The sequence below is a fragment of the Eisenbergiella massiliensis genome (assembly GCF_003435485.1).
Genome location: NZ_QVLV01000009.1, coordinates 108,707 through 127,681 on the forward strand (window position 1 = coordinate 108,707; position 18,975 = coordinate 127,681).

Here is an 18,975-nt window from a genome sequence, read left to right on the forward strand (position 1 = left end):
GAAGGTGAAGAACCTCCGCCGGATTTTTGTGCGCCCGTTACGGTTACATATAATGAATCTGATCCTTATACTTTTCAAACAGAACATTATTGAATTCTTCTCCGCCGTCCACGTTGGCGCTGTGGAAAATCGGCGGCTCAATGCCCATTTCCTGCAGGTGCTCCACGGTGCGGATCACGATCATATTGACGATGGTGCAGCCTACCGCGCTGGAGGTGGGGCCGATTTTCTGGTTCATGCCGGGCAGCAGCATGCTGGAGTCTTCAAAATCACCGCAGTTGTCAATAACGATGTCGCAGACCTCGTACAGCTTTTTACCGCTTTTATGGCGGCTGCTCACCTGGCTTGTATATTCCATATTGGTGATTGCAATGGTGGATATCCCCATTTTCCGGGCCTCTATTGCCATTTCGATGGCGGCCGTGTTACGTCCGGAAACGGAATGGAGCAGAAGCACATCGCCTTCATGGATGGGGGTATGCTTCAGGATGGCAGTTGGGTAGCCGTCCAGCTTTTCCATGGTGCTTGTCTGGGTGACGGGCCGGGTGTTAAGCATGAATTCCGAGGGCAGGATTGCGTTGAGGACCGCCAGCCCGCCGGTACGGTAGAACAGCTCCTGGGCCAGGATGCCGGCGTGGGATGCGCCGAAGGCAAAGACGGAATGGCCGCCGGCAATCGCCTCCGCCATCTTCCCTGCGCAGGCATCCATGGAATCCCACTGGGTATTTTTTACCCGTTCCAGAATCTCTTCCACATGTGTAAGATAGTCAAAGCTTTTACTGTTCATATGATTCCTCCCTTTCTTTTTCAAGAAGATATGCAAGCAGCTCCTTTCTGTCCCGGATGCCGTCCATTTCCCGGAGGATGCGGGGATTGCTCAGCAGATCCATCAGCCGCAGGACGTACTGGATTCTTTCGTCCTTTTCCTGGATGGCAAGGCAGATGCACCAGCTGACCGGATCGTGCAGGCGGTGGCCAAAGGGAACCGGTTTTTTCAGCCGGATCAGGGACAGGCCGAAGAAATGCACGCCGTCCCCGGGGCCTGCATGAGCCAGCGCCACGCCGGGACAGTAAACAAAATAGGAACCGTTGGTTTCAAAGGACTGTATCATGGCATCGATATAACTGGTATCGATGCTGCCGCTCATCAGGAGCGGGCCGGCGGCTCTCTGTATTACCGACTTCCAGTCGCCGCAGGGCGTATCCAGCAGGATGTTTTCCTCCCGGAGCACGGAGCGGATGCCGGGCATGCTTTCGCGGGGCCGGGGCTGTACGTTCATTCTTTTTTTATCCTTTTTAATATCCATGAAAAGCTTTTGCAGCCGCAGGATGTCCTCGTCCTCCAGCATGGGGGAAACCTTGACCCACAGCTCCTCCGGCTCCGACAGCGTGATGGTGGATATTATCAGATCAAAATCGTAGTTTTTCATGATATCCGGCAGCTTGTGGTTGGAGGTAACCGCCATGATTCTGATATTGAAATTGGTGCTCAGCCGCTCCGCAAGAAAATTGGCTGTGCCGATACCCGTGTGGCATACCACGATCACCTTGGGCAGGATGTCATTTTTAAAATGCCGTTCCACGGCTACTACAAGGTAGATGAGGATTACCGCGATGTCATCCCTGGTGTAGGTATAACCGGTGGTGGCCTCCAGCGTGGGAAGATGATGGCAGATCAGCTGAAAATATTCCGGATATTCCGAAATCATTTGCTCCGTATAATCATTTTCCAGGGGAACGCCCTCGGCATGCGCCTTGTCAATATCGCGCAGATGGCTTTCCAGCTGGTTGACGATTTTATTGTCCTCATACAGCGGGATATCCATTTCACCGCTTATTTTCATAAGGAAGCTGGTCAGCGCCATGTGCAGCTTTACGTCCTGGGCGTTTTCTATGGGCGCCCGGCTGTAAAAACGGCAGTAATACAGCTTGGAGGCCAGATACTGGATCTCAGCCTCGCTCACGGCCAGGTGATAACGACGGCCCAGCACCTCCAGGATATTTCCGGCAAGCTCGTAAACAAGAAGATTCTGAAAGGTTTTTTCCTCCAGCGTGCTTTCCCTGATGCAGGCGCCTCTTTCCAGACGGACGGTAATGATGGAGAGCATGAGCAGCAGCTCTTCAAAACATGCATCGGATACATCCAGCTCATACTGCTGTTCCATATCCAGAAGGAGCTGTTTGAGGAACGGAAAATAGTTTTCCAGATCCCACTCATCATATAGGAAGCGTTCATATATATTCACTTCCCTGTGCAGGGAAAAAACCGCGCCCATGGCCGACTGGATTATCCGCATGATCATGTCCCTGCGCTGCCGTTCCGTGGGCCGGAGCAGATAACCTCTGTTCATGGCCGGATCGAAGCTGATATTGTAGCGGGACAGAAAAACCTTCACCTGCTCCATATCCTTTAGGATGGTGGTGCGGCTGACATTGAATTTTTCCGACAGCTCAAAAATATTGCAGAAATCATCACTGATAAGCAAAGTCAGCAGGATGATATGGCTGCGTTCCTCCGGAGAGAGCCGGTACAGGTAAAAATCATTATCCACAGCGGCCTGCAGCAGGAGGCTGCTTTCCTCGGCTCCTCCGGTAAATGCAATTCCTCCTTCGGAAACCGACAGAACGGGCTGCAGGTTCTGATCCTCCAGAAATTCCAGGATGGATTGGACATAATTACGGATCGAGCGGGTACTGACATGAAAACGCGCCGCCAGCTCTTCATAATGAAAATACTGGCCGGGCGAATTAAGAAGTATGGTAAGCAGCTTGCTTGTCTGCCTGTTCATGCATTATCCCCCTTTCCGTATTGTATGCCTGTACACCTGAAATTTATGTATTCCCCTGCCTCTTCTCACAGTCTGCCGCGCTGTCCGCTTTACGGCTCCGCCTTTCGGCCGGGCGGGGAAGTATATAAATTTCAGGTATCCAAACATAAAATTCCAATATAATTTCATTATAAGGGCGGGGAAGGGGAGAGGAAAGGCAAGGTTGTTTCCAAAGAATGTGAAAGAAAATGAACTAGGCATTGACCCTGAGAAATGTTATGCTAAATGCACAAAAAATGATAAAAGGAGGTCGTGTCTTTGGATAAAATACTCAATGAGAGTCATATACGAATCAAAGAAAAAGCGGCTGACTGGGAGGAGGCTGTGCGTAAGGCAGGGGCGGTTCTGGTGGAGGAAGGAAGCATCAGGCCCGCTTATGTGGAAAAGATGATTCAGTCTGTAAAGGAGCTGGGGCCTTATATCGTGATAATGCCCGGCTTTGCGCTGGCCCATGCAGCACCGTGTGAAGATGTGGTAAAAAGCGACATGGCGTTGATTACACTGGATACTCCGGTTGAGTTTGGCTCACCCAATGACCCGGTGTCCGTGCTCCTGTGCCTGGGATGTACGAACAGTACCTCACATCTGGACACTCTGTCCAGGGTCGCTGAAACACTGCTTGCGGAGGAGCGGATCGATATGATTGCCAAAGCGGCCAGTGTGGAAGAGGTGGTCCGGATAATGGCCGGAAAGGAAATGCCTGCCTGAATCAGGCAGAGATTAAAGAGAAGGAGGTAAAATGGATGGGCACAGTAAGAATTCAGACAGTGTGCGGCTTCGGATGCGGTTCTTCCCTTTTCCTGAAAATGAAAATAGAAGAAATCCTGAAGGAAAATAAGCTGGATGCGGAGGTATTCTGCGGAGATGTCGGCACATGCACTTCAACGCCCTGCGACGTGATTTTTACATCGGAGGAACTTGCCGGACGTGTCCAGGAACGCAGTAAGGTTCCGGTAGTGACGATCGGCAGCTTCGTAAATAAGAAGGAAGTAACGCAGAAAACGCTGGAATACTTTGAAAGTTTGGAAAAATAGTGTTTCATAGGAGGGAGAGGGATTTATGGTTGTATTGAATTTTATCATTAATGAGATCTTCGGTCAGGGTGCTATTTTCCTGGCATTAATCGCTATGATTGGTCTTTTGCTGCAAAAGAAGCAGTTCAGCGAGGTAGTCCGCGGCACGATGATGACCGCAATCGGCTTCTTCGTTCTGTCCCAGGGCACCGGGATTATCACAGGAAATTCCATTGACGGCCTGGCGGCGGCTTTTAATACCATGATGCCTGCAGCCAACGGCAAGCCGGACATTGATATGTCCGTGTACGGCACACAGATCGGTATCGTAATGCTGATTGCATTCGCATTTAACCTGTTGTTTGCCCGCTTTACAAAATGGAAATCCGTATTCCTGACAGGACATATGCTGTATTGGTTCCCCTATGTATTTATTGCTGCGGGTGTTGACGCAGGGCTGACAGGCGGCAAGCTGATCGGTCTGGCCACCATTTTTACGGCAGCTTATATGGTAATATCCCCGAACCTGATGCGTCCGCTGGTTAAGGAAGTGACCGGGGACGACAGCTTCACCATCGGCCACCCCACCACCGTGCTTTCCCTGATTTCCGGTTATCTGGGCAAGGTCATCGGCAACAAGGAGAAATCTACGGAGGATATCAAGTTCCCCAAGAGTCTTGGTTTCCTGCGTGAGGTATCCATTACAGGATCTATCGTTATCTGTATTACATACATTGCAATGTTCTTTATTTTGAAGGCAAACGGCCTGGTTCCCGGTGAAGTCTGGGGCTATGCAGGCGGAAAGACCGGTATATTCACCTTTATTTTCACAAAGGCGATTTACTTCGGCGTGGGCGTTACCATCATGCTTCTCGGCGTCCGTATGCTGATTGCGGAAATCGTTCCCGCTTTCAAGGGAATTGCAGAAAAGGTGGTTCCGGGAGCTATCCCGGCGCTGGACTGCCCTGTTATTTTCAACTGTGCACCCAATGCGCTGATTATCGGTTTCATCGTAGCCATGATTACATCAACAATTACAATCATCCTCACCGCAGGAATGTTCCCTACGGTTATCATTCCGCTGACCTTTACCTGCTTCTTTGAAATCGGCTGCGCGTCCATCATCGGCAACGCCACCGGCGGTATCAGGGGCTGTATTGTAGGCGCGGCTCTCAGCGGTATTATTATGGTATTCCTGGTAGGCTTCGGTTCCTATTTCTTCGGAAATACCATCAACAACTGGATGCTCGTTTACGGCGGCCAGGACTTCTCGCTGTGGGGCATCGTGGAAGGGGCTATTGCGAGACTGCTCCATTAACTGCAGGTTTTCGTTATTTATGAAGGGTAATGGAAAATAGAGGCAGTTTAGGATGACATAATAAAAAGAAAACCCTCTGCATCTGCGGGACGCCGGAATTTATCCGGCGGCGGATGCAGGGGGTTTTTAGAGTGAAGAGAGTCTGGCGGGGTTGGGGTGGAGCAGTTTGAAAGGGTTCCGGTTTGGAGCAAAATCCGCATAAAGGAGCTTCGTTCCAGAAGAGAACAGTTGTATTTTTTTATTAAATATGCTTCGGAATACGCAGAACGCACAGGAGATACTGTGCGGCCCTTCGGGAAGAAAACGTGGGAAGGCGCATTCGAAGAATGGGACAGACATTGAACGGAAAACAGTTTTGGTTTTATCCCCGGAAAAGTTGACATACAGGTTTCTATCCCCGCATACATTGTAAAAACAAGTTTTCCGGGGGAATTCCGTGAAAGATTATATCGAGGAGCGAGCAATCGATATTGCCAACTATATTATTGACTACAATGCCACTGTACGACAGACTGCAAAACAGTTCGGCATCAGCAAGTCAACCGTACATAAGGATGTTACGGAACGCCTGTCTCAGATTAATCCTGCATTAGCCAAGGAAGCCAGGAAAGTATTAGATGTAAATAAGTCGGAGCGCCACATCAGGGGCGGTCTTGCGACCAGAGAAAAGTATTTACATCAGTCACAAAACGGAATAAAATAAATAAGTAATTACTGTGTAAAGATAAGCTGATTGTAAAGAAACTGAAAAGCTAAAAATTATGCAGAGTACAAAAGAAAAATATAAGGGCAGGAAAACTCAAATGTTATATTCAAACAAGGACCTGAAAAAACTGATCATCCCCCTGGTCATCGAACAGACGCTGGCAATAGCTGTCGGCATGGCGGACACCATCATGATATCCGTTGTCGGGGAGGCGGCCGTATCAGGGGTATCCCTGGTGGATACGGTGAACATCCTGCTGATTAATGTTTTTTCAGCGCTTGCTACAGGCGGCGCGGTGGTGGCCGGACATTTTCTGGGGCAGAAGCATCCGGAGGAGGCGAGCAAGGCGGCCTGGCAGATCATCATGTTCGCCACTACGCTGGCGCTGGCCATATCCATTATTTTTATCGGTTTTCATGACAAGCTGCTGCGCCTGATGTTCGGCAAAATCGAGCCGGAGGTTATGCAGTCTGCCAAAACCTACCTTATTATTACGGCGCTTTCTTTTTCCGGGCTGGCGATTTATAATTCCTGCGCGGCAATATTCCGCTCCATGAATAACGCCAAGGTTACCATGTGGATTTCCCTGCTTATCAACGCGATCAACATCACCGGCAATGCGATATGTATTTTCGGACTGAAATGGGGTGTTGCGGGCGCTGCGATTCCCACCACGGTGTCCCGTTTCGTGGGGGCTATCGTAATTTTCTGCATGATGTTTAATCCGAAGCGGGAGATCAATTTCTGCGGACAGGTCAGATTCCGTTTTAACGGGGATTTAATTAAGAAGATACTCTACATCGCAATACCCAACGGCATGGAAAACAGCATGTTTCAGCTGGGCAAAATTCTGGTGCTGAGCGTTGTGGCCACAATGGGAACCTCAGCCATCGCGGCAAATGCCGTGTCAAACACACTGGCCTCCTGGAATATCCTTGCGGGCGGCGCAATCAACCTTGCGCTGGTTTCGGTTTCCGCCGTATGCGTGGGTGCGGGCGAATACAAACAGGCAAGATATTATACGAAAAAACTGATGAAGATAGCCATCGGCATCACCGCTGTAATTTCAGTTCTGATGTTTTTCGGAATGCCGCTGCTGATTAAAATGTACAACCTGGGGCCTGAAGCTGCAAAGATGGCCATAGAGGTGGTGCGCTTCCATAATATCATGGTGATCCTTTTCTGGGTGCCGTCCTTTACTCTGCCAAACACATTGCGTTCTGCTGGGGATGTCATCTGGACCATGGCAGTCGCTATCCTCTCTATGTGGGTGTTCCGCGTAGGCGCCTCCTACCTGTTTACTTATGAGTTCAATCTGGGACTTCTGGGCGTCTGGGCGGCTATGGTGGTGGACTGGATTTTCCGTGCGATCTGCTACACATGCAGGTACAGAGGACATAAATGGGAAATGGCGATGCACAGGCAGAGGGAACAGTAGGGACACGACCGGTGGAAATGCCAGGTGGAAAATGCCAGATGCAGCAGGATACAGGGACCCAAAGCAGACCCTTCCATGGCCGGATTGTGGAAAATCAGCAATAAAACCGGAAAAATACGGATAAATTCGGAAAGAAAAGGTTTTGACAAACAGGCAGGGATTATTTTATAATGAAATGTATTTTTAATGGATACAATATTTACTGAAAAAAGTTGCCTGTGATTTTACCTGTAATATACGGTCGTGCCGCCCTGCGGCAGAATGGAGGAAAAAATGGAAAGAGAAATGGTTATTGTCCTGGACTTCGGCGGGCAGTACAATCAGCTGATTGCCAGAAGAGTCAGGGAATGCAATGTGTACTGCGAGGTTCACCCCCATACGATGAGTCTTGAGGAAATCCGGAAAATGAATCCCAAAGGCATTATTTTTACGGGCGGCCCCAACAGTGTATATGGCGACGATTCTCCTTCCTGTGATAAAGGTATTTTTGAACTGGGAATTCCGGTGCTGGGCATCTGCTACGGCGCGCAGCTGATGAACCACCTGCTTGGTGGCAGGGTTTCCACAGCGCCTGTGCGGGAATATGGCAAGACGGAGGTACATTTTGACACCACTGGAAAAATGTTCACCAATGTATCCGGGACTTCTGTCTGCTGGATGAGCCATACAGATTATATATCCCAGCCAGCCCCCGGATTTGAAATAAAGGCCTCCACGCCGGTCTGCCCTGTGGCAGCAGCCGAGAACGTGGAAAAAGGCCTGTACTGTGTGCAGTTCCATCCTGAGGTAATGCATACCCAGGAAGGAAAGAAAATGCTGGCGAATTTCCTGTTTGATATCTGTGGCTGCGCGGGAGACTGGAAGATGGACTCCTTTGTGGAGACAAGCATTCAGACGCTGCGTGAAAGAATCGGAAACGGCAAGGTGCTGTGCGCACTTTCCGGCGGCGTGGATTCCTCCGTGGCTGCCGTGCTGCTGTCAAAAGCTGTGGGGAAACAGCTTACCTGTGTTTTTGTGGATCACGGCCTGCTTCGCAAAAACGAAGGGGACGAGGTGGAAGAGGTATTCGGACCCAATGGTCCCTATGATTTGAATTTTATCCGTGTGAACGCGCAGAAGCGTTTTTATGAAAAGCTTGCCGGCGCAGTGGAGCCGGAAGATAAAAGAAAGATAATCGGCGAGGAATTCATCCGCGTGTTTGAAGAAGAGGCGCAGAAAATCGGCGCTGTGGATTTCCTGGTGCAGGGAACCATTTATCCGGATGTGATTGAGAGCGGCCTGGGCAAATCCGCCGTGATCAAGAGCCACCATAATGTGGGCGGCCTGCCGGATTATGTGGATTTCAAGGAAATCGTGGAGCCGCTCCGTCTGCTCTTTAAGGATGAGGTGCGTGCGGCCGGCCGTGAGCTTGGCATTCCTGAAAAGCTGATCAGCCGTCAGCCCTTCCCCGGCCCGGGACTTGCTATCCGGATTATCGGAGAGGTGACGGAGGATAAGGTCCGGATGCTGCAGGATGCAGATGCGATTTACCGGGAAGAGATTGCAAAGGCTGATATTCCGAATAAGCCGGATCAGTATTTTGCAGCGCTTACCAATATGCGCTCCGTTGGGGTTATGGGGGATGAGCGGACTTATGATTATGCAGTCGCTCTGCGCGCCGTGACCACTACCGATTTCATGACTGCGGAATTTGCCGAGCTTCCCTGGGAGCTGATTGGGAGAGTGAGCAGCAGGATTGTGAACGAGGTGAAGAATGTGAACCGGGTGCTTTATGATTGTACGGGGAAGCCGCCGGCGACGATTGAATTCGAATGATGAAAGTGTCAAAAAGAACCCAGTGTTTATGTGACTTCCAAACAAATTTATTTAAGCCGTGGCAACGATTTGACAACATTTGACTCTCACTCAAGGAATAAATTTTATCTGAATATAGCATAGAAAAACCTTACTGATTTTCAAACAATGAAAGTCGGTAAGGTTTTTTTATGCTCACTTTTTCTTTTTTCTCTTAGACTCTTTCTTTTCTTCTTTATCAATCTTAGCAAGTTCTTCCATGAGCATATCACTAAGCCCCTGCGGAATGACTTTGGCAAAATGAGGAGAATTGTCAAGTTCTGGATACTTGTAACGCCATTCATCGTACTGCTCTTTGGAGATTTCTCCATTTTCCAGTTTAGCAGCTTCCTGTTGCCATGAATGGAACATACGAAAAAGACTTGTGTAATTGGAATTGGTCTTATCCAGATGTAGACAGATTTCTCCATCAATCTCACTGATTTTCAAACCATACATATCTTCCAATGCAAAAAAAGTGTGCATCAGACCAAAGTAAGTATCTATATCTGGAACATTCAGAGCATAGGGACTGACATCAAAGATACCAGCCATCTCTTTTACCAGTTCGGCTTTTGGTACTCTGGCTTCTGACTCATATTGTGCCATACGAACATCCGAGGTCTTCCCAAGGAAGCCCAGAATTTCGCCCAGATACTTTTGTGTCATGCCTTTTCTGTTACGGAAAAATTTAATGCGTTGTCCGATTGCCATAACAAAACCTCCTAAACTTATTTGCTTATGTAGAGTATAGCACGAAGCAAAAAGGATAGCAAGAAGAACTTAAACAAAAAAAGTTAGTATTCACTTGAAAACCTATTGACTTAACTTAAAATGTTTAGTATGATAACTCTACAAAACTTAAACGAAATAGTTTAGGATGATAAAACAAGGGAGGAAACCAAATGGAACAAAAAACTTTTATGAGCGTACAGGATGTAGCTGATGAAATCGGCGTATCAAAATCTTATGCGTACAAAATCGTAAGACAGATGAACGAGGAATTGAAGCAGATGGGTTATATCACTGTTTCATCAAGAGTGAACACTGAATTTTTCAAGAAGAAAATGTGTTACAGCGAACAATAAGAAGGGAGTTGATAAAATGGCTGTTTACAATGATGGAGACAAATGGCGTGTTGTATTTCGTTTCACGAATTGGCAGGGAGAGAGAAAACAGACACAGAAAAGGGGCTTTACAACGAAGCGTGAAGCCCAGATGTGGGAACGAGAAGAACTGCTAAAGCAGGGAGCAAAACTGGATATGACCTTTGGCAACTTCTTTGAAATCTATGAAGCAGATAAAAGGAAGCGTGTAAAGGAAAACACATGGGAGTCCAAGAGCCACATTATCAGAACAAAAATTGTTCCGTATTTTGAAAATCGAAAGATGGAGGAAATCGAGCCGAAGGACATTATTGCATGGCAGAATGAGTTGTTATCTTATCGGGATGAAAATGGAGAACTCTATGCACCAACCTATCTGAAAACAATTCACGCACAGCTAAGTGCCATATTCAATCATGCGGTAAGGTTTTACCACCTGACTTCCAATCCAGCACAGAAAGCAGGCTCTATGGGTTCAGAGGAACACAAGGAAATGCTGTTCTGGACAAAGGAAGAATATCTGAAATTTGCAGATGCCATGATGGATAAGCCACAGTCCTATTATGCCTTTGAAATGCTCTACTGGTGTGGTATCCGAATGGGCGAGCTATTAGCCCTTATCCCTGCCGACTTTGACTTCGACAAGTGCAATCTTCGGATTAACAAGTCATACCAGAGATTAAAGGGGCAGAATGTGATTACTTCTCCAAAAACGCCTAAGAGTAACCGAGTGATTAAGATGCCAAAGTTCTTGTGTGAGGAAATCAGATGATGGACAGACTGGTGGAGCAGATGAAAGAAAGACAGGGAGTAACGGGAAAACTGAAAATGCGGGATCAGATGGCATGGGTTGGGAGAATGAATAATATCCAGGCTTGTGTGGAGGAGATTGTATATAAGACTATTTTGTATAGATAGATTCGATTAAGCATTCTATGATATTTTATTGAATGCGTCAAAAGAAAGTGAGGTACGAAATGATAAACAAATATGGATATGTTCGAGTAAGCACAAAAGATCAAAATGAAGATCGACAATTGGAGGCGATGAAGCAATTAGAAATTTCAGAGAAAAATATTTATGTGGAAAAAATATCAGGAAAGGATTTTAACAGACCGGTGTATCAGAAACTGGTGAAAAAATTGAGAGCAGATGATTTGCTTTATATAAAAAGTATTGATAGGTTGGGAAGAAACTATGAAGAGATTTTAGAACAATGGCGAATTCTTACAAAAGAAAAGAAAGTTGATATTGTTGTTTCGGATATGCCGTTATTAGATACCAGAAGAGGCAAAGATCTTATGGGGACTTTTCTGAGTGACATTGTTTTACAGGTGTTGTCCTTTGTGGCTGAAAACGAAAGAAGTAATATAAAACAGCGACAAGCAGAAGGAATTGCTGTTGCCAAAGCGAAAGGTGTCCGTTTTGGACGTCCACCGAAACCATTACCAAAAGATTTCCACAAAATATATAAGAAATGGAAAGATGGAAAAATATCAGGTGTAGTTGCCGCAAATGCCTGCAATATGCCGATTTCTACGTTTTTATATAAAGCGAAATCTTACGAGAATGCGGAAAAGTAAGAAAGAAGAGATATTACAAAAAGGTGTACTTTTTTGCAATTTCTCTTCTTCTTTAACAAGTAAAATATTAAGTATATTGTACAACGAAATATACGGATTTTCAATGTTAAAATATAAATTATTTATAAAAATCACAAACAATCCACATTGAATTATCCATTCAAAAAAGTACACTTTTTAAAAATTGGTACTAAAGGAAAAGGAGACAAAATATGGACGAGGGATTGAGAAATTTAGTGACAAAAGCTGAACAAGGAGATGTGGATGCAATGGTTATGGTTGGTGATTGCTATAATAGAGGACTGCACACAGAAAAAAATGATCAAGAGGCACATCGATACTATAAAATGGCTGCGGACAAAGGACATGTACAGGCTAATTTAATGGTAGCAATAGATTTATTAAATGGAATTGGTACATCTAAAGATAAAAAAGCGGGAACAAAGTATTTGCAAATAGCAGCTGATGGCGGGGCTGCATTTGGACAATATTTATTAGCTTCTATGTATAAAATAGGAGAGACTGGTCTTTTTGGAAGAGAACAGAAGGCTATGAAATATTTTGAAATGGCGGCTAAACAGGGAGATGCAAAATCTCAGGTAGAATTGGCAGATATGATAATGTTGGCAAAGAGATCTAAATATACAATGGATGACATGGTTTTTTGGCTGGTTTGTGCATATCTGCATGGTAATCAAGCTGAAGAAGAGAGTAATGCAGCTTTACAGAGAATTAATCATTTGATTAACAATGGAATGCCAGGTGGAAAAGCATATGTAGAAAAAGTTTTGGATAATGTTAAACGGAATTATCAAGTATACCTCAAAAAACCATTTTAGCATAGTGTATTTTGATTAAATGTGTTGTTATTGGTGAAATAAAAAATATTATAAAGGGGGAATATCAGGGACAATCCCTTGAAAAATAACATGAAAATATCACAATTTATTATTGCAACAGAGCAGGATGATAATCCAAATACATATTTACTATATAATACTCATACAACGGCATTTGTTGCGATGGAGAAAGAAAAATATAATAAAATTTTTATAGAAAAGAATTTTAAAGAGGATTGTGTACAACAACTTCATAAAATGGGATTTCTCGTAGATGATGATTTCGATGAGTTGGCGGCTTTAGAAGAATTGCGTATAAAAGGAATGAGTGATCCAGTTCAAAATGTAACGTTGCTTACTACAACAGAGTGTAATGCAAGGTGTTATTACTGTTTTGAAAATGGAATTAAACAATATCCAATGACAAAAAAAGTTGCAGACGCAACGATTCAATATATTAAAAAAAATTATCCAGAGCCACAATTTGCTATCAATTGGTTTGGTGGAGAGCCACTGATGAACTTTGAAATAATGAAGTATATAACAGAAGAGTTGAAAAAAGCTGGTTATGACTTGATAGCACACATAACAACAAATGGCTCTCTTTTAACGGAAGAAATGCTTGAGTATTTTCAAAAAGAATATTCAGATCTTTCATTTCAGATAACAATTGATGAAATTGGAGAAAAATATGGAAAAATAAAAAGATATGTTGATATTGATGCGAAAGATGCTTATAAGCGTGTAATCAATAATGTATGTATGTTATTGGATCATCATGTTACAACAAATGTTAGATTGAACTTTGCAGCAAGTAAAATAGAGAGAGCGAAGGAAATTTATATACAATTGAAAAAAGAATTTGAAGGACATGATAATTCTTCTTTATATATTTATTTTGCACCGCTTACTTTGGATAGTGATAATGAGATAATAAGCGATTTTCATGGGGATATGGAACATCCATTTCTTCAAGCTGTAAAAACTCAATTTAGTGAAGGATTTCCACTATATAAACCACGTTATGATGGAGATATGGGATTGATAGGTGCATTTGGATTAATGCCTAATGCATTTTCTTGTGGAATGACTACTAAAAATAGAATATCAATTGATGCGGATGGTACGTTATATAAATGTCATCGTTTATCAGGGAAAAAAGAATTCGCATGTGGAACGGTATTTGATGGTATATCAGAAGATAATAGTATATATCGAATTTTTAGAAATACTACCATAGAGGACGAAGAATGTAAAAAATGCAATCTGTTACCAATTTGTCAGGGAGGATGTAAATCGCAGAGAATATTGTATGGAAATAAGCAAAAATGCCATCGAATTCGACAAATACAAAAAGAACTTGTTAATCTTTATTATAAAGAAATAAGCAAAAAAATGTAAAGAAGGGAGGTGAGAATATGACAGTTATTAGAGAAGGATATTCAGAAGAAATGCTCAAAGTTGTATTTGAGCATGTAGCATCTGGTTCTTGCACTACATGCTGCGATACATGTTCCAATGATTAATATGGAGTAGGTTGCTTATTGTTATTGGAAATGTACTAATACTTGAAGGGAGGACGAGATATATGGCTGAGTTATTTCTTAACAGTGCAGAAAAAAACGAACTGACTGAGATGATTGAAAAGGCAGAAAAGAAATATGGCACTGAAGGATATAGTTTTGATCCTGGTTTTGCCACATATTCCTGTAGCTGTACAGCTCATAAAAAGTCTTGTGGTTGGGATTGATTTCTAACGTATACAAGTACATGTAAAACAGCGGGAGTTTAGCTATAGATTATGGTTAAATTCCCGCTGTATCTTATCGAGGAGGTTAATCGTGGATAAAGATCAAAAAAAAATTATGCTTCTGTTAACGGAAGAATGCAATTTAAATTGTGTATATTGTTATGAACATTTTAAGAGTAAGAGAACAATGAGCTTTGAAACAGCGAGAAGTATTTTAGACAATTTTTACAGTTCTTCTAAACCAGGAGATACTGTTTTAATAGAGGTATTTGGTGGAGAACCATTTACTAATTTTGAACTTATAAAGCAAATAGATGATTATGTCATGACTATGTATGGGGATCGGAATACTTTTTTTGAAACCACAACGAATGGGACTCTTGTACATGGAGAAGTTCAGGAGTGGTTAAAAGAGAGAAAAGAACGATATATGGTTTCATTAAGTCTTGATGGTACAGAGACTATGCAAAATAAGAATCGTCCTTTTTTATCTGGAAAAGGTAGTTATGAAAATATTGATATAGATTTTTTTGTTACTACATGGCCTGATTGTCAAGCAAAATTAACTATGTCAGAATATACCCTTCCTTCGCTCGCTGAGGGAATCATTAATCTATATAAATTGGGCTTTTTTGCGGATGCAACTCTTTCAACAGGTGTTGATTGGAATTATTCAAAGAATGAAGAGATTTTTGTAAGAGAGCTTGAAAAATTAGTCAAGTATTATACAGATAATCCTGATATTAAGCTTTGTACAATGTTGGATTATGATTTAAGATTAGTGTTCTCAAAACTAAATAAGAAACTGCGATTCTGCGGAGCTGGAGAAATGACAGCATGCTATGACATAGATGGAAACGTATATCCATGTCAAGGGTTTGCCCCAGTATCTATAGGTGAACAGGCAGGAATTTTTAAGAATTATGATGCATCTAAATTCGATCTTATAAAAGAAAATCCTTGTTATGATTGCAAATTCTTTTTTTTATGTGCAAATTGTTATAGTGCCAATTTGGTTACTACAGGATGCTGTCATCTTGTGGATGTTAATCTTTGTTATTCATATAGATTATGCATTCTTGCGAGTGCTAAAATTCAATTTAGAAGGATAAAGAATAAAAAGACGGAACTGACAGAGGATGATAAATTAATTCTTAAGGCAATAAGTGTTATACAGGAAGAAATCTCTGATAATCAAAGTCGTTTGAATGGTGTTGTAGGACATGTATGTGATCAGTATAAAAGATGTAAATAATATACTTGAGAAGTATGAATTAGGAAACAGAGGAAAAGCTGTAGCTATTGAGATATTACAATATTATCAGGTAGATGAAAAAATATGTATAGTTATTTTGATAGAAACTATTCTTCATGTAAGATACGTTATGAAATTATTGTCCGATAAATGGATTTGTGTTGAGGAAGAAGAAAAACGCTCGGAATTTTCGGAAATTTTACGGGTTGATGGACTTCCTGTACCTCAAAAATATAAGATGAAAAATAGATTTATAGGTTGTTTTCGTTTTTCAGATGTAGAGTTTAGAGTTACGATAGAAGATTATTTTGGAGAAGATCTTAAAACAATATCGTTTGGAAACATAAAAACTCTCGGAAGATTACTGGCAGATATGCATACAATTTCAATAAATCACGAATGTCATTTGCAAAAGGGTGCAACATATTGTGCATTGTTTTCTGGAAGAGTAGATATAGATAGAATATGGGGAGCCAATAAAAATATTCTACTTGAAGCCAATTTATACAAAAAAGTTAAAGCTGTTCATGAAATGTCAATTAGCAAAATTAAAAATATGTGGACAGATCTACCTGTTTATGCAGTTCATGGAGATTTGGGATTACTAAGTAATGTGACTATTTATAATAATCGATATGGTATTATAGACTTTAATCTTTCTGGAGATGAAGTCCTATTAAATGACATGTTGGTAACATGGTATAGTTCGGTATATTCATTTGACATTGCATTAATATTATCTTTAAAGGAACGAACTGAGAATAGAAAAGTATTTTTTAGTTCTTATCTTAATAACCGGAATTTAAATGCTAAAGAACGGGAATATTTATATGATATGGCATGCATTATAAATGGAGTTTATTTTAACCGTTTTGTAGCGTTATTAGCGAGTAAAGGACTAAAAAAGAGTGTAAAAAAAATGGTTCCACATATTACTGCTAACTATTATTGTTTAGATTCGAATGTAGACATTCAAAGTGAATTACAAAAGGAGACAAATGAATTATATTGAGGAATTATTGTGTGGAAGGGTGAATTATTTGATTGCTTCAGATATGGTAGTTAAGTTAGAACAAGTATATAATAAATTATTAAACGATAATGGTATAGAGAAAGATATTTCGAATATCGATTCTTTGGGAATAAATGTATCTGAGTATCAAAAAGATTTTCCATTCGAATTGAAAGTATATTATCAACCGGAAGAGAACATAGAAACAAAGGAAAAGGATCCCGAACTTATTCAATTTGTGCTTGATAAAAAAATGGTAAAATACAGGTGCGTTGTAAAGGGAACTAAACTACAAAGAAATTATGTTGTGCTTGACAATCAAACATATTCGAATATGAAGGGATTCTCTGAAAAAATTATAAATATATTTCCTGATTTACAAGATGATCTAGGTAAGATACCTGCATTAATACCAGAAAAAGAAAAAAAGTATTTGCCAATTCATATTTTGGGAGTTAAGAATAATAAATATGGAACTGCAATAAATATGGAATGGCTGTTGAGGGATTATTTAGATGATGAAAGAAAAATATATGTATATAATGATATATATTATAAGGATTATATTTTGAATTTGAAATCACCTCAATTTAGTGAGTTGATTAATTTTATTCAAGAAGTTTATGCTGATGCAATTAATTTGGGAAAGATGCATTTATGGCTTATGGCAATAGATTATTTTCCGGATTATAAAAGTAAGTATAAAATTTATCTGAAAATAGATGGGTATAATTTATCTATTTTACATCTTGTTAGAAAGTATTTTGGAAGTCAATATGGTTTTGTATTATCTGTTTCAATAGATGAATTTATAAAACAGCATTTAGAATTGAAATTATATGGATTTGCAATATGTGTAGATGATAAGGGGAAAAAATCAATCAATATGTATTTTGTTTCGAGAGAGGAATAGAAAATGCCAAGGTGGAAAAGAGAAGAGTATATGGATGCATCTGGTGCATGGAGAATGCCTGATGATGATTACATTGATTATTCGGGATGTTGGAGAACTGTAGATGATTTTTATGTAGATGCATCGGGGGCGTGGAGAGCACCCAATGACAATTATATTGATGAAAGCGGAGCGTGGAGAAGACCTGGGGATCAATACATAGATCATTCGGGGGGCTGGAAAAACTGAACAGTGGATGTTTTGTAAAAAGAGGTTTGCTTTTGAAATCTGATTTGTTATAATACATTTGTGGCAACAAATTGGCAACAGAAAATCAGCGAGCCAAAATAATATATGCAACAGAAATAAAATAACGGTAAAAAAGATACAAAACTTAAACAATTATATTTAAGAATACCTTTGGACTTGCCGAGTTTGAATAGTAGACAGGGAGCCGGGAAGCCGCTTAAACGGCGAACTTTCCGGCTCTTTGGGTGGGGAGTGATACCTGTTTGATACCTATATCTTGATTATTCATTTGATTTGTACTATATTTGGAATATAATTAGTGTGTCTTTGATTGTTGGCTTAGCAATTTTTCTGCGCGCTTCGTTTGAATGTGAATTCAATCTTTTAAAAAATGTAAAAGCAAAAATTCCTGTAAACATCCCTCCGATTTCGGGTATGAAACCAGCCAATGGAGTTTAAATCTCACCGGAAATCTTCGCCGCCAAGGTAAATGAAATCTGTGATTTATACCTGCACACCCAGGTTCTCGAAAAGGAAGGAACCCAAGGTAACAGTTCAGGCAGGTTTGCGCATTCACTGCGCAAACCGTGAGAAAACGTGGTGGCAGCAGGCATCCGCCCCTCGCCGAAGGCGACTTATAATGGGCGGATGTAGTAACAGTTCGGCCGAAGGCTGAACTGTTACTACCCAAGTGGTATCAGTGGATGAAATGACAGGTATCCAGGCATTAGAGCATAAATTTCCTGATAAACTGCCACTGCCTGGCCTTTCTGCGGCAAGAGATTTTGAGTATATCTGTCACGGGAAGACCAGTCTAATTGGCTTCTTACATATAGCAAGCGGGACAATGTATCCGCCCTATTTAAATGAAACAAGAACGGAGATGGATTTTTGTGAGGCAGTACGACAGATAATTGCAGCAGCCCCGGTAGCTCATGGATGAACCAAATAGAAATATGGTTCGGGATTATCAACCGTAAACTATTGAAACGCAAGAGTTATACATCTATAGAGGAACTGAAAGAAAGCATTCAGAGATTTATTGAACAATACGATCTCGCTGCACATCCTTTCAAATGGACGTATACAGGGGTGCCCTTAACTGTATAATCATAGTTAATTATGCAATGCCGTATTAGTTCTTTGTATTCAT

General features: G+C 41.9%; 21 protein-coding genes and 1 pseudogene. 19 read left to right on the top strand and 3 right to left on the bottom strand.

Annotation, left to right across the window (positions count from 1 at the left end):
• Positions 1 to 43 precede the first annotated feature (43 nt).
• Positions 44 to 787 (bottom strand): sugar isomerase domain-containing protein, encoded by a 744-nt coding sequence (locus DXC51_RS14490; protein WP_117544798.1) that lies wholly within the window; start codon positions 785 to 787, stop codon positions 44 to 46.
• A complete protein-coding gene (locus DXC51_RS14495) occupies positions 777 to 2,789 on the bottom strand; it encodes a BglG family transcription antiterminator (protein ID WP_117544799.1) in 2,013 nt (670 codons plus the stop codon). Before DXC51_RS14495 ends, DXC51_RS14490 begins: the two co-directional genes overlap by 11 nt.
• A 291-nt stretch (positions 2,790 to 3,080) precedes the next feature.
• Between DXC51_RS14495 and DXC51_RS14500 the strand changes: the two genes are divergently transcribed.
• The 7 genes from DXC51_RS14500 to guaA all read left to right on the top strand — a co-directional run bounded on the left by DXC51_RS14500 (position 3,081) and on the right by guaA (position 9,118).
• A complete protein-coding gene (locus tag DXC51_RS14500; protein ID WP_243003205.1) occupies positions 3,081 to 3,536 on the top strand; it encodes a PTS sugar transporter subunit IIA in 456 nt (151 codons plus the stop codon).
• Positions 3,537 to 3,571: 35 nt separating this feature from the next.
• Positions 3,572 to 3,862 (top strand): PTS sugar transporter subunit IIB, encoded by a 291-nt coding sequence (locus tag DXC51_RS14505; RefSeq protein ID WP_021640251.1) that lies wholly within the window; start codon positions 3,572 to 3,574, stop codon positions 3,860 to 3,862.
• A 25-nt stretch (positions 3,863 to 3,887) separates the two neighbouring features.
• Positions 3,888 to 5,159 carry a PTS ascorbate transporter subunit IIC gene (locus tag DXC51_RS14510; RefSeq protein WP_021640252.1) on the top strand — a complete coding sequence of 424 codons (1,272 nt, stop codon included), beginning with the start codon at positions 3,888 to 3,890 and terminating at the stop codon, positions 5,157 to 5,159.
• Between the two features lie 156 nt (positions 5,160 to 5,315).
• Complete coding sequence (locus DXC51_RS14515) at positions 5,316 to 5,501, top strand: hypothetical protein (RefSeq protein WP_117544801.1); 186 nt, start codon at positions 5,316 to 5,318, stop codon at positions 5,499 to 5,501.
• A gap of 94 nt (positions 5,502 to 5,595) precedes the next feature.
• On the top strand, positions 5,596 to 5,862 hold the full coding sequence (gene spoIIID, locus DXC51_RS14520; protein WP_025487534.1) for a sporulation transcriptional regulator SpoIIID: 267 nt from the start codon (positions 5,596 to 5,598) through the stop codon (positions 5,860 to 5,862).
• Positions 5,863 to 5,962: 100 nt separating this feature from the next.
• Positions 5,963 to 7,303, top strand: a complete 1,341-nt coding sequence (locus DXC51_RS14525; RefSeq protein WP_081745165.1) for an MATE family efflux transporter — start codon at positions 5,963 to 5,965, stop codon at positions 7,301 to 7,303.
• A 273-nt stretch (positions 7,304 to 7,576) separates the two neighbouring features.
• Positions 7,577 to 9,118, top strand: a complete 1,542-nt coding sequence (gene guaA, locus DXC51_RS14530; protein ID WP_117544802.1) for a glutamine-hydrolyzing GMP synthase — start codon at positions 7,577 to 7,579, stop codon at positions 9,116 to 9,118.
• 174 nt (positions 9,119 to 9,292) lie between these two features.
• Here the strand turns inward: guaA and DXC51_RS14535 are convergent, their stop codons facing one another.
• On the bottom strand, positions 9,293 to 9,850 hold the full coding sequence (locus DXC51_RS14535; protein ID WP_117544803.1) for a helix-turn-helix domain-containing protein: 558 nt from the start codon (positions 9,848 to 9,850) through the stop codon (positions 9,293 to 9,295).
• Positions 9,851 to 10,041: 191 nt separating this feature from the next.
• On the opposite strand from DXC51_RS14535, the gene DXC51_RS14540 reads away from it, so the two are divergent.
• The 12 genes and pseudogenes from DXC51_RS14540 (at position 10,042) to DXC51_RS30060 (ending at position 18,765) form a co-directional block, all read left to right on the top strand.
• Positions 10,042 to 10,224: a helix-turn-helix domain-containing protein gene (locus tag DXC51_RS14540; protein ID WP_117544804.1), complete on the top strand. Its 183-nt coding sequence runs from the start codon at positions 10,042 to 10,044 to the stop codon at positions 10,222 to 10,224.
• 16 nt (positions 10,225 to 10,240) lie between these two features.
• Positions 10,241 to 11,011 (top strand): annotated as a pseudogene (locus tag DXC51_RS14545) (tyrosine-type recombinase/integrase); the annotation flags it as partial.
• A complete protein-coding gene (locus tag DXC51_RS29535) occupies positions 11,011 to 11,160 on the top strand; it encodes a TnpV protein (RefSeq protein WP_243003206.1) in 150 nt (49 codons plus the stop codon). The pseudogene DXC51_RS14545 and the gene DXC51_RS29535, both read left to right, overlap by 1 nt.
• Before the next feature lie 59 nt (positions 11,161 to 11,219).
• Complete coding sequence (locus tag DXC51_RS14550; RefSeq protein WP_117544805.1) at positions 11,220 to 11,825, top strand: recombinase family protein; 606 nt, start codon at positions 11,220 to 11,222, stop codon at positions 11,823 to 11,825.
• A 212-nt stretch (positions 11,826 to 12,037) separates the two neighbouring features.
• Complete coding sequence (locus tag DXC51_RS14555) at positions 12,038 to 12,664, top strand: tetratricopeptide repeat protein (RefSeq protein WP_117544806.1); 627 nt, start codon at positions 12,038 to 12,040, stop codon at positions 12,662 to 12,664.
• 78 nt (positions 12,665 to 12,742) lie between these two features.
• Complete coding sequence (locus DXC51_RS14560; protein WP_147332368.1) at positions 12,743 to 14,065, top strand: radical SAM/SPASM domain-containing protein; 1,323 nt, start codon at positions 12,743 to 12,745, stop codon at positions 14,063 to 14,065.
• 187 nt (positions 14,066 to 14,252) lie between these two features.
• Complete coding sequence (locus tag DXC51_RS29540; protein WP_181970107.1) at positions 14,253 to 14,414, top strand: hypothetical protein; 162 nt, start codon at positions 14,253 to 14,255, stop codon at positions 14,412 to 14,414.
• 91 nt (positions 14,415 to 14,505) lie between these two features.
• Positions 14,506 to 15,669 (top strand): radical SAM protein, encoded by a 1,164-nt coding sequence (locus tag DXC51_RS14565; RefSeq protein ID WP_117544808.1) that lies wholly within the window; start codon positions 14,506 to 14,508, stop codon positions 15,667 to 15,669.
• Positions 15,644 to 16,681, top strand: a complete 1,038-nt coding sequence (locus tag DXC51_RS14570; RefSeq protein ID WP_147332369.1) for a protein kinase family protein — start codon at positions 15,644 to 15,646, stop codon at positions 16,679 to 16,681. The genes DXC51_RS14565 and DXC51_RS14570 overlap by 26 nt, the downstream gene beginning before the upstream one ends.
• Entirely contained in the window at positions 16,668 to 17,594 is a 927-nt protein-coding gene (locus tag DXC51_RS14575; protein ID WP_117544810.1) for a hypothetical protein, read from the top strand. The genes DXC51_RS14570 and DXC51_RS14575 overlap by 14 nt, the downstream gene beginning before the upstream one ends.
• A gap of 3 nt (positions 17,595 to 17,597) precedes the next feature.
• Positions 17,598 to 17,822, top strand: coding sequence for a hypothetical protein (locus DXC51_RS14580; RefSeq protein ID WP_117544811.1), 225 nt, complete (start codon positions 17,598 to 17,600; stop codon positions 17,820 to 17,822).
• 700 nt (positions 17,823 to 18,522) lie between these two features.
• Positions 18,523 to 18,765 carry a hypothetical protein gene (locus DXC51_RS30060; protein ID WP_243003207.1) on the top strand — a complete coding sequence of 81 codons (243 nt, stop codon included), beginning with the start codon at positions 18,523 to 18,525 and terminating at the stop codon, positions 18,763 to 18,765.
• Positions 18,766 to 18,975: the final 210 nt, after the last annotated feature.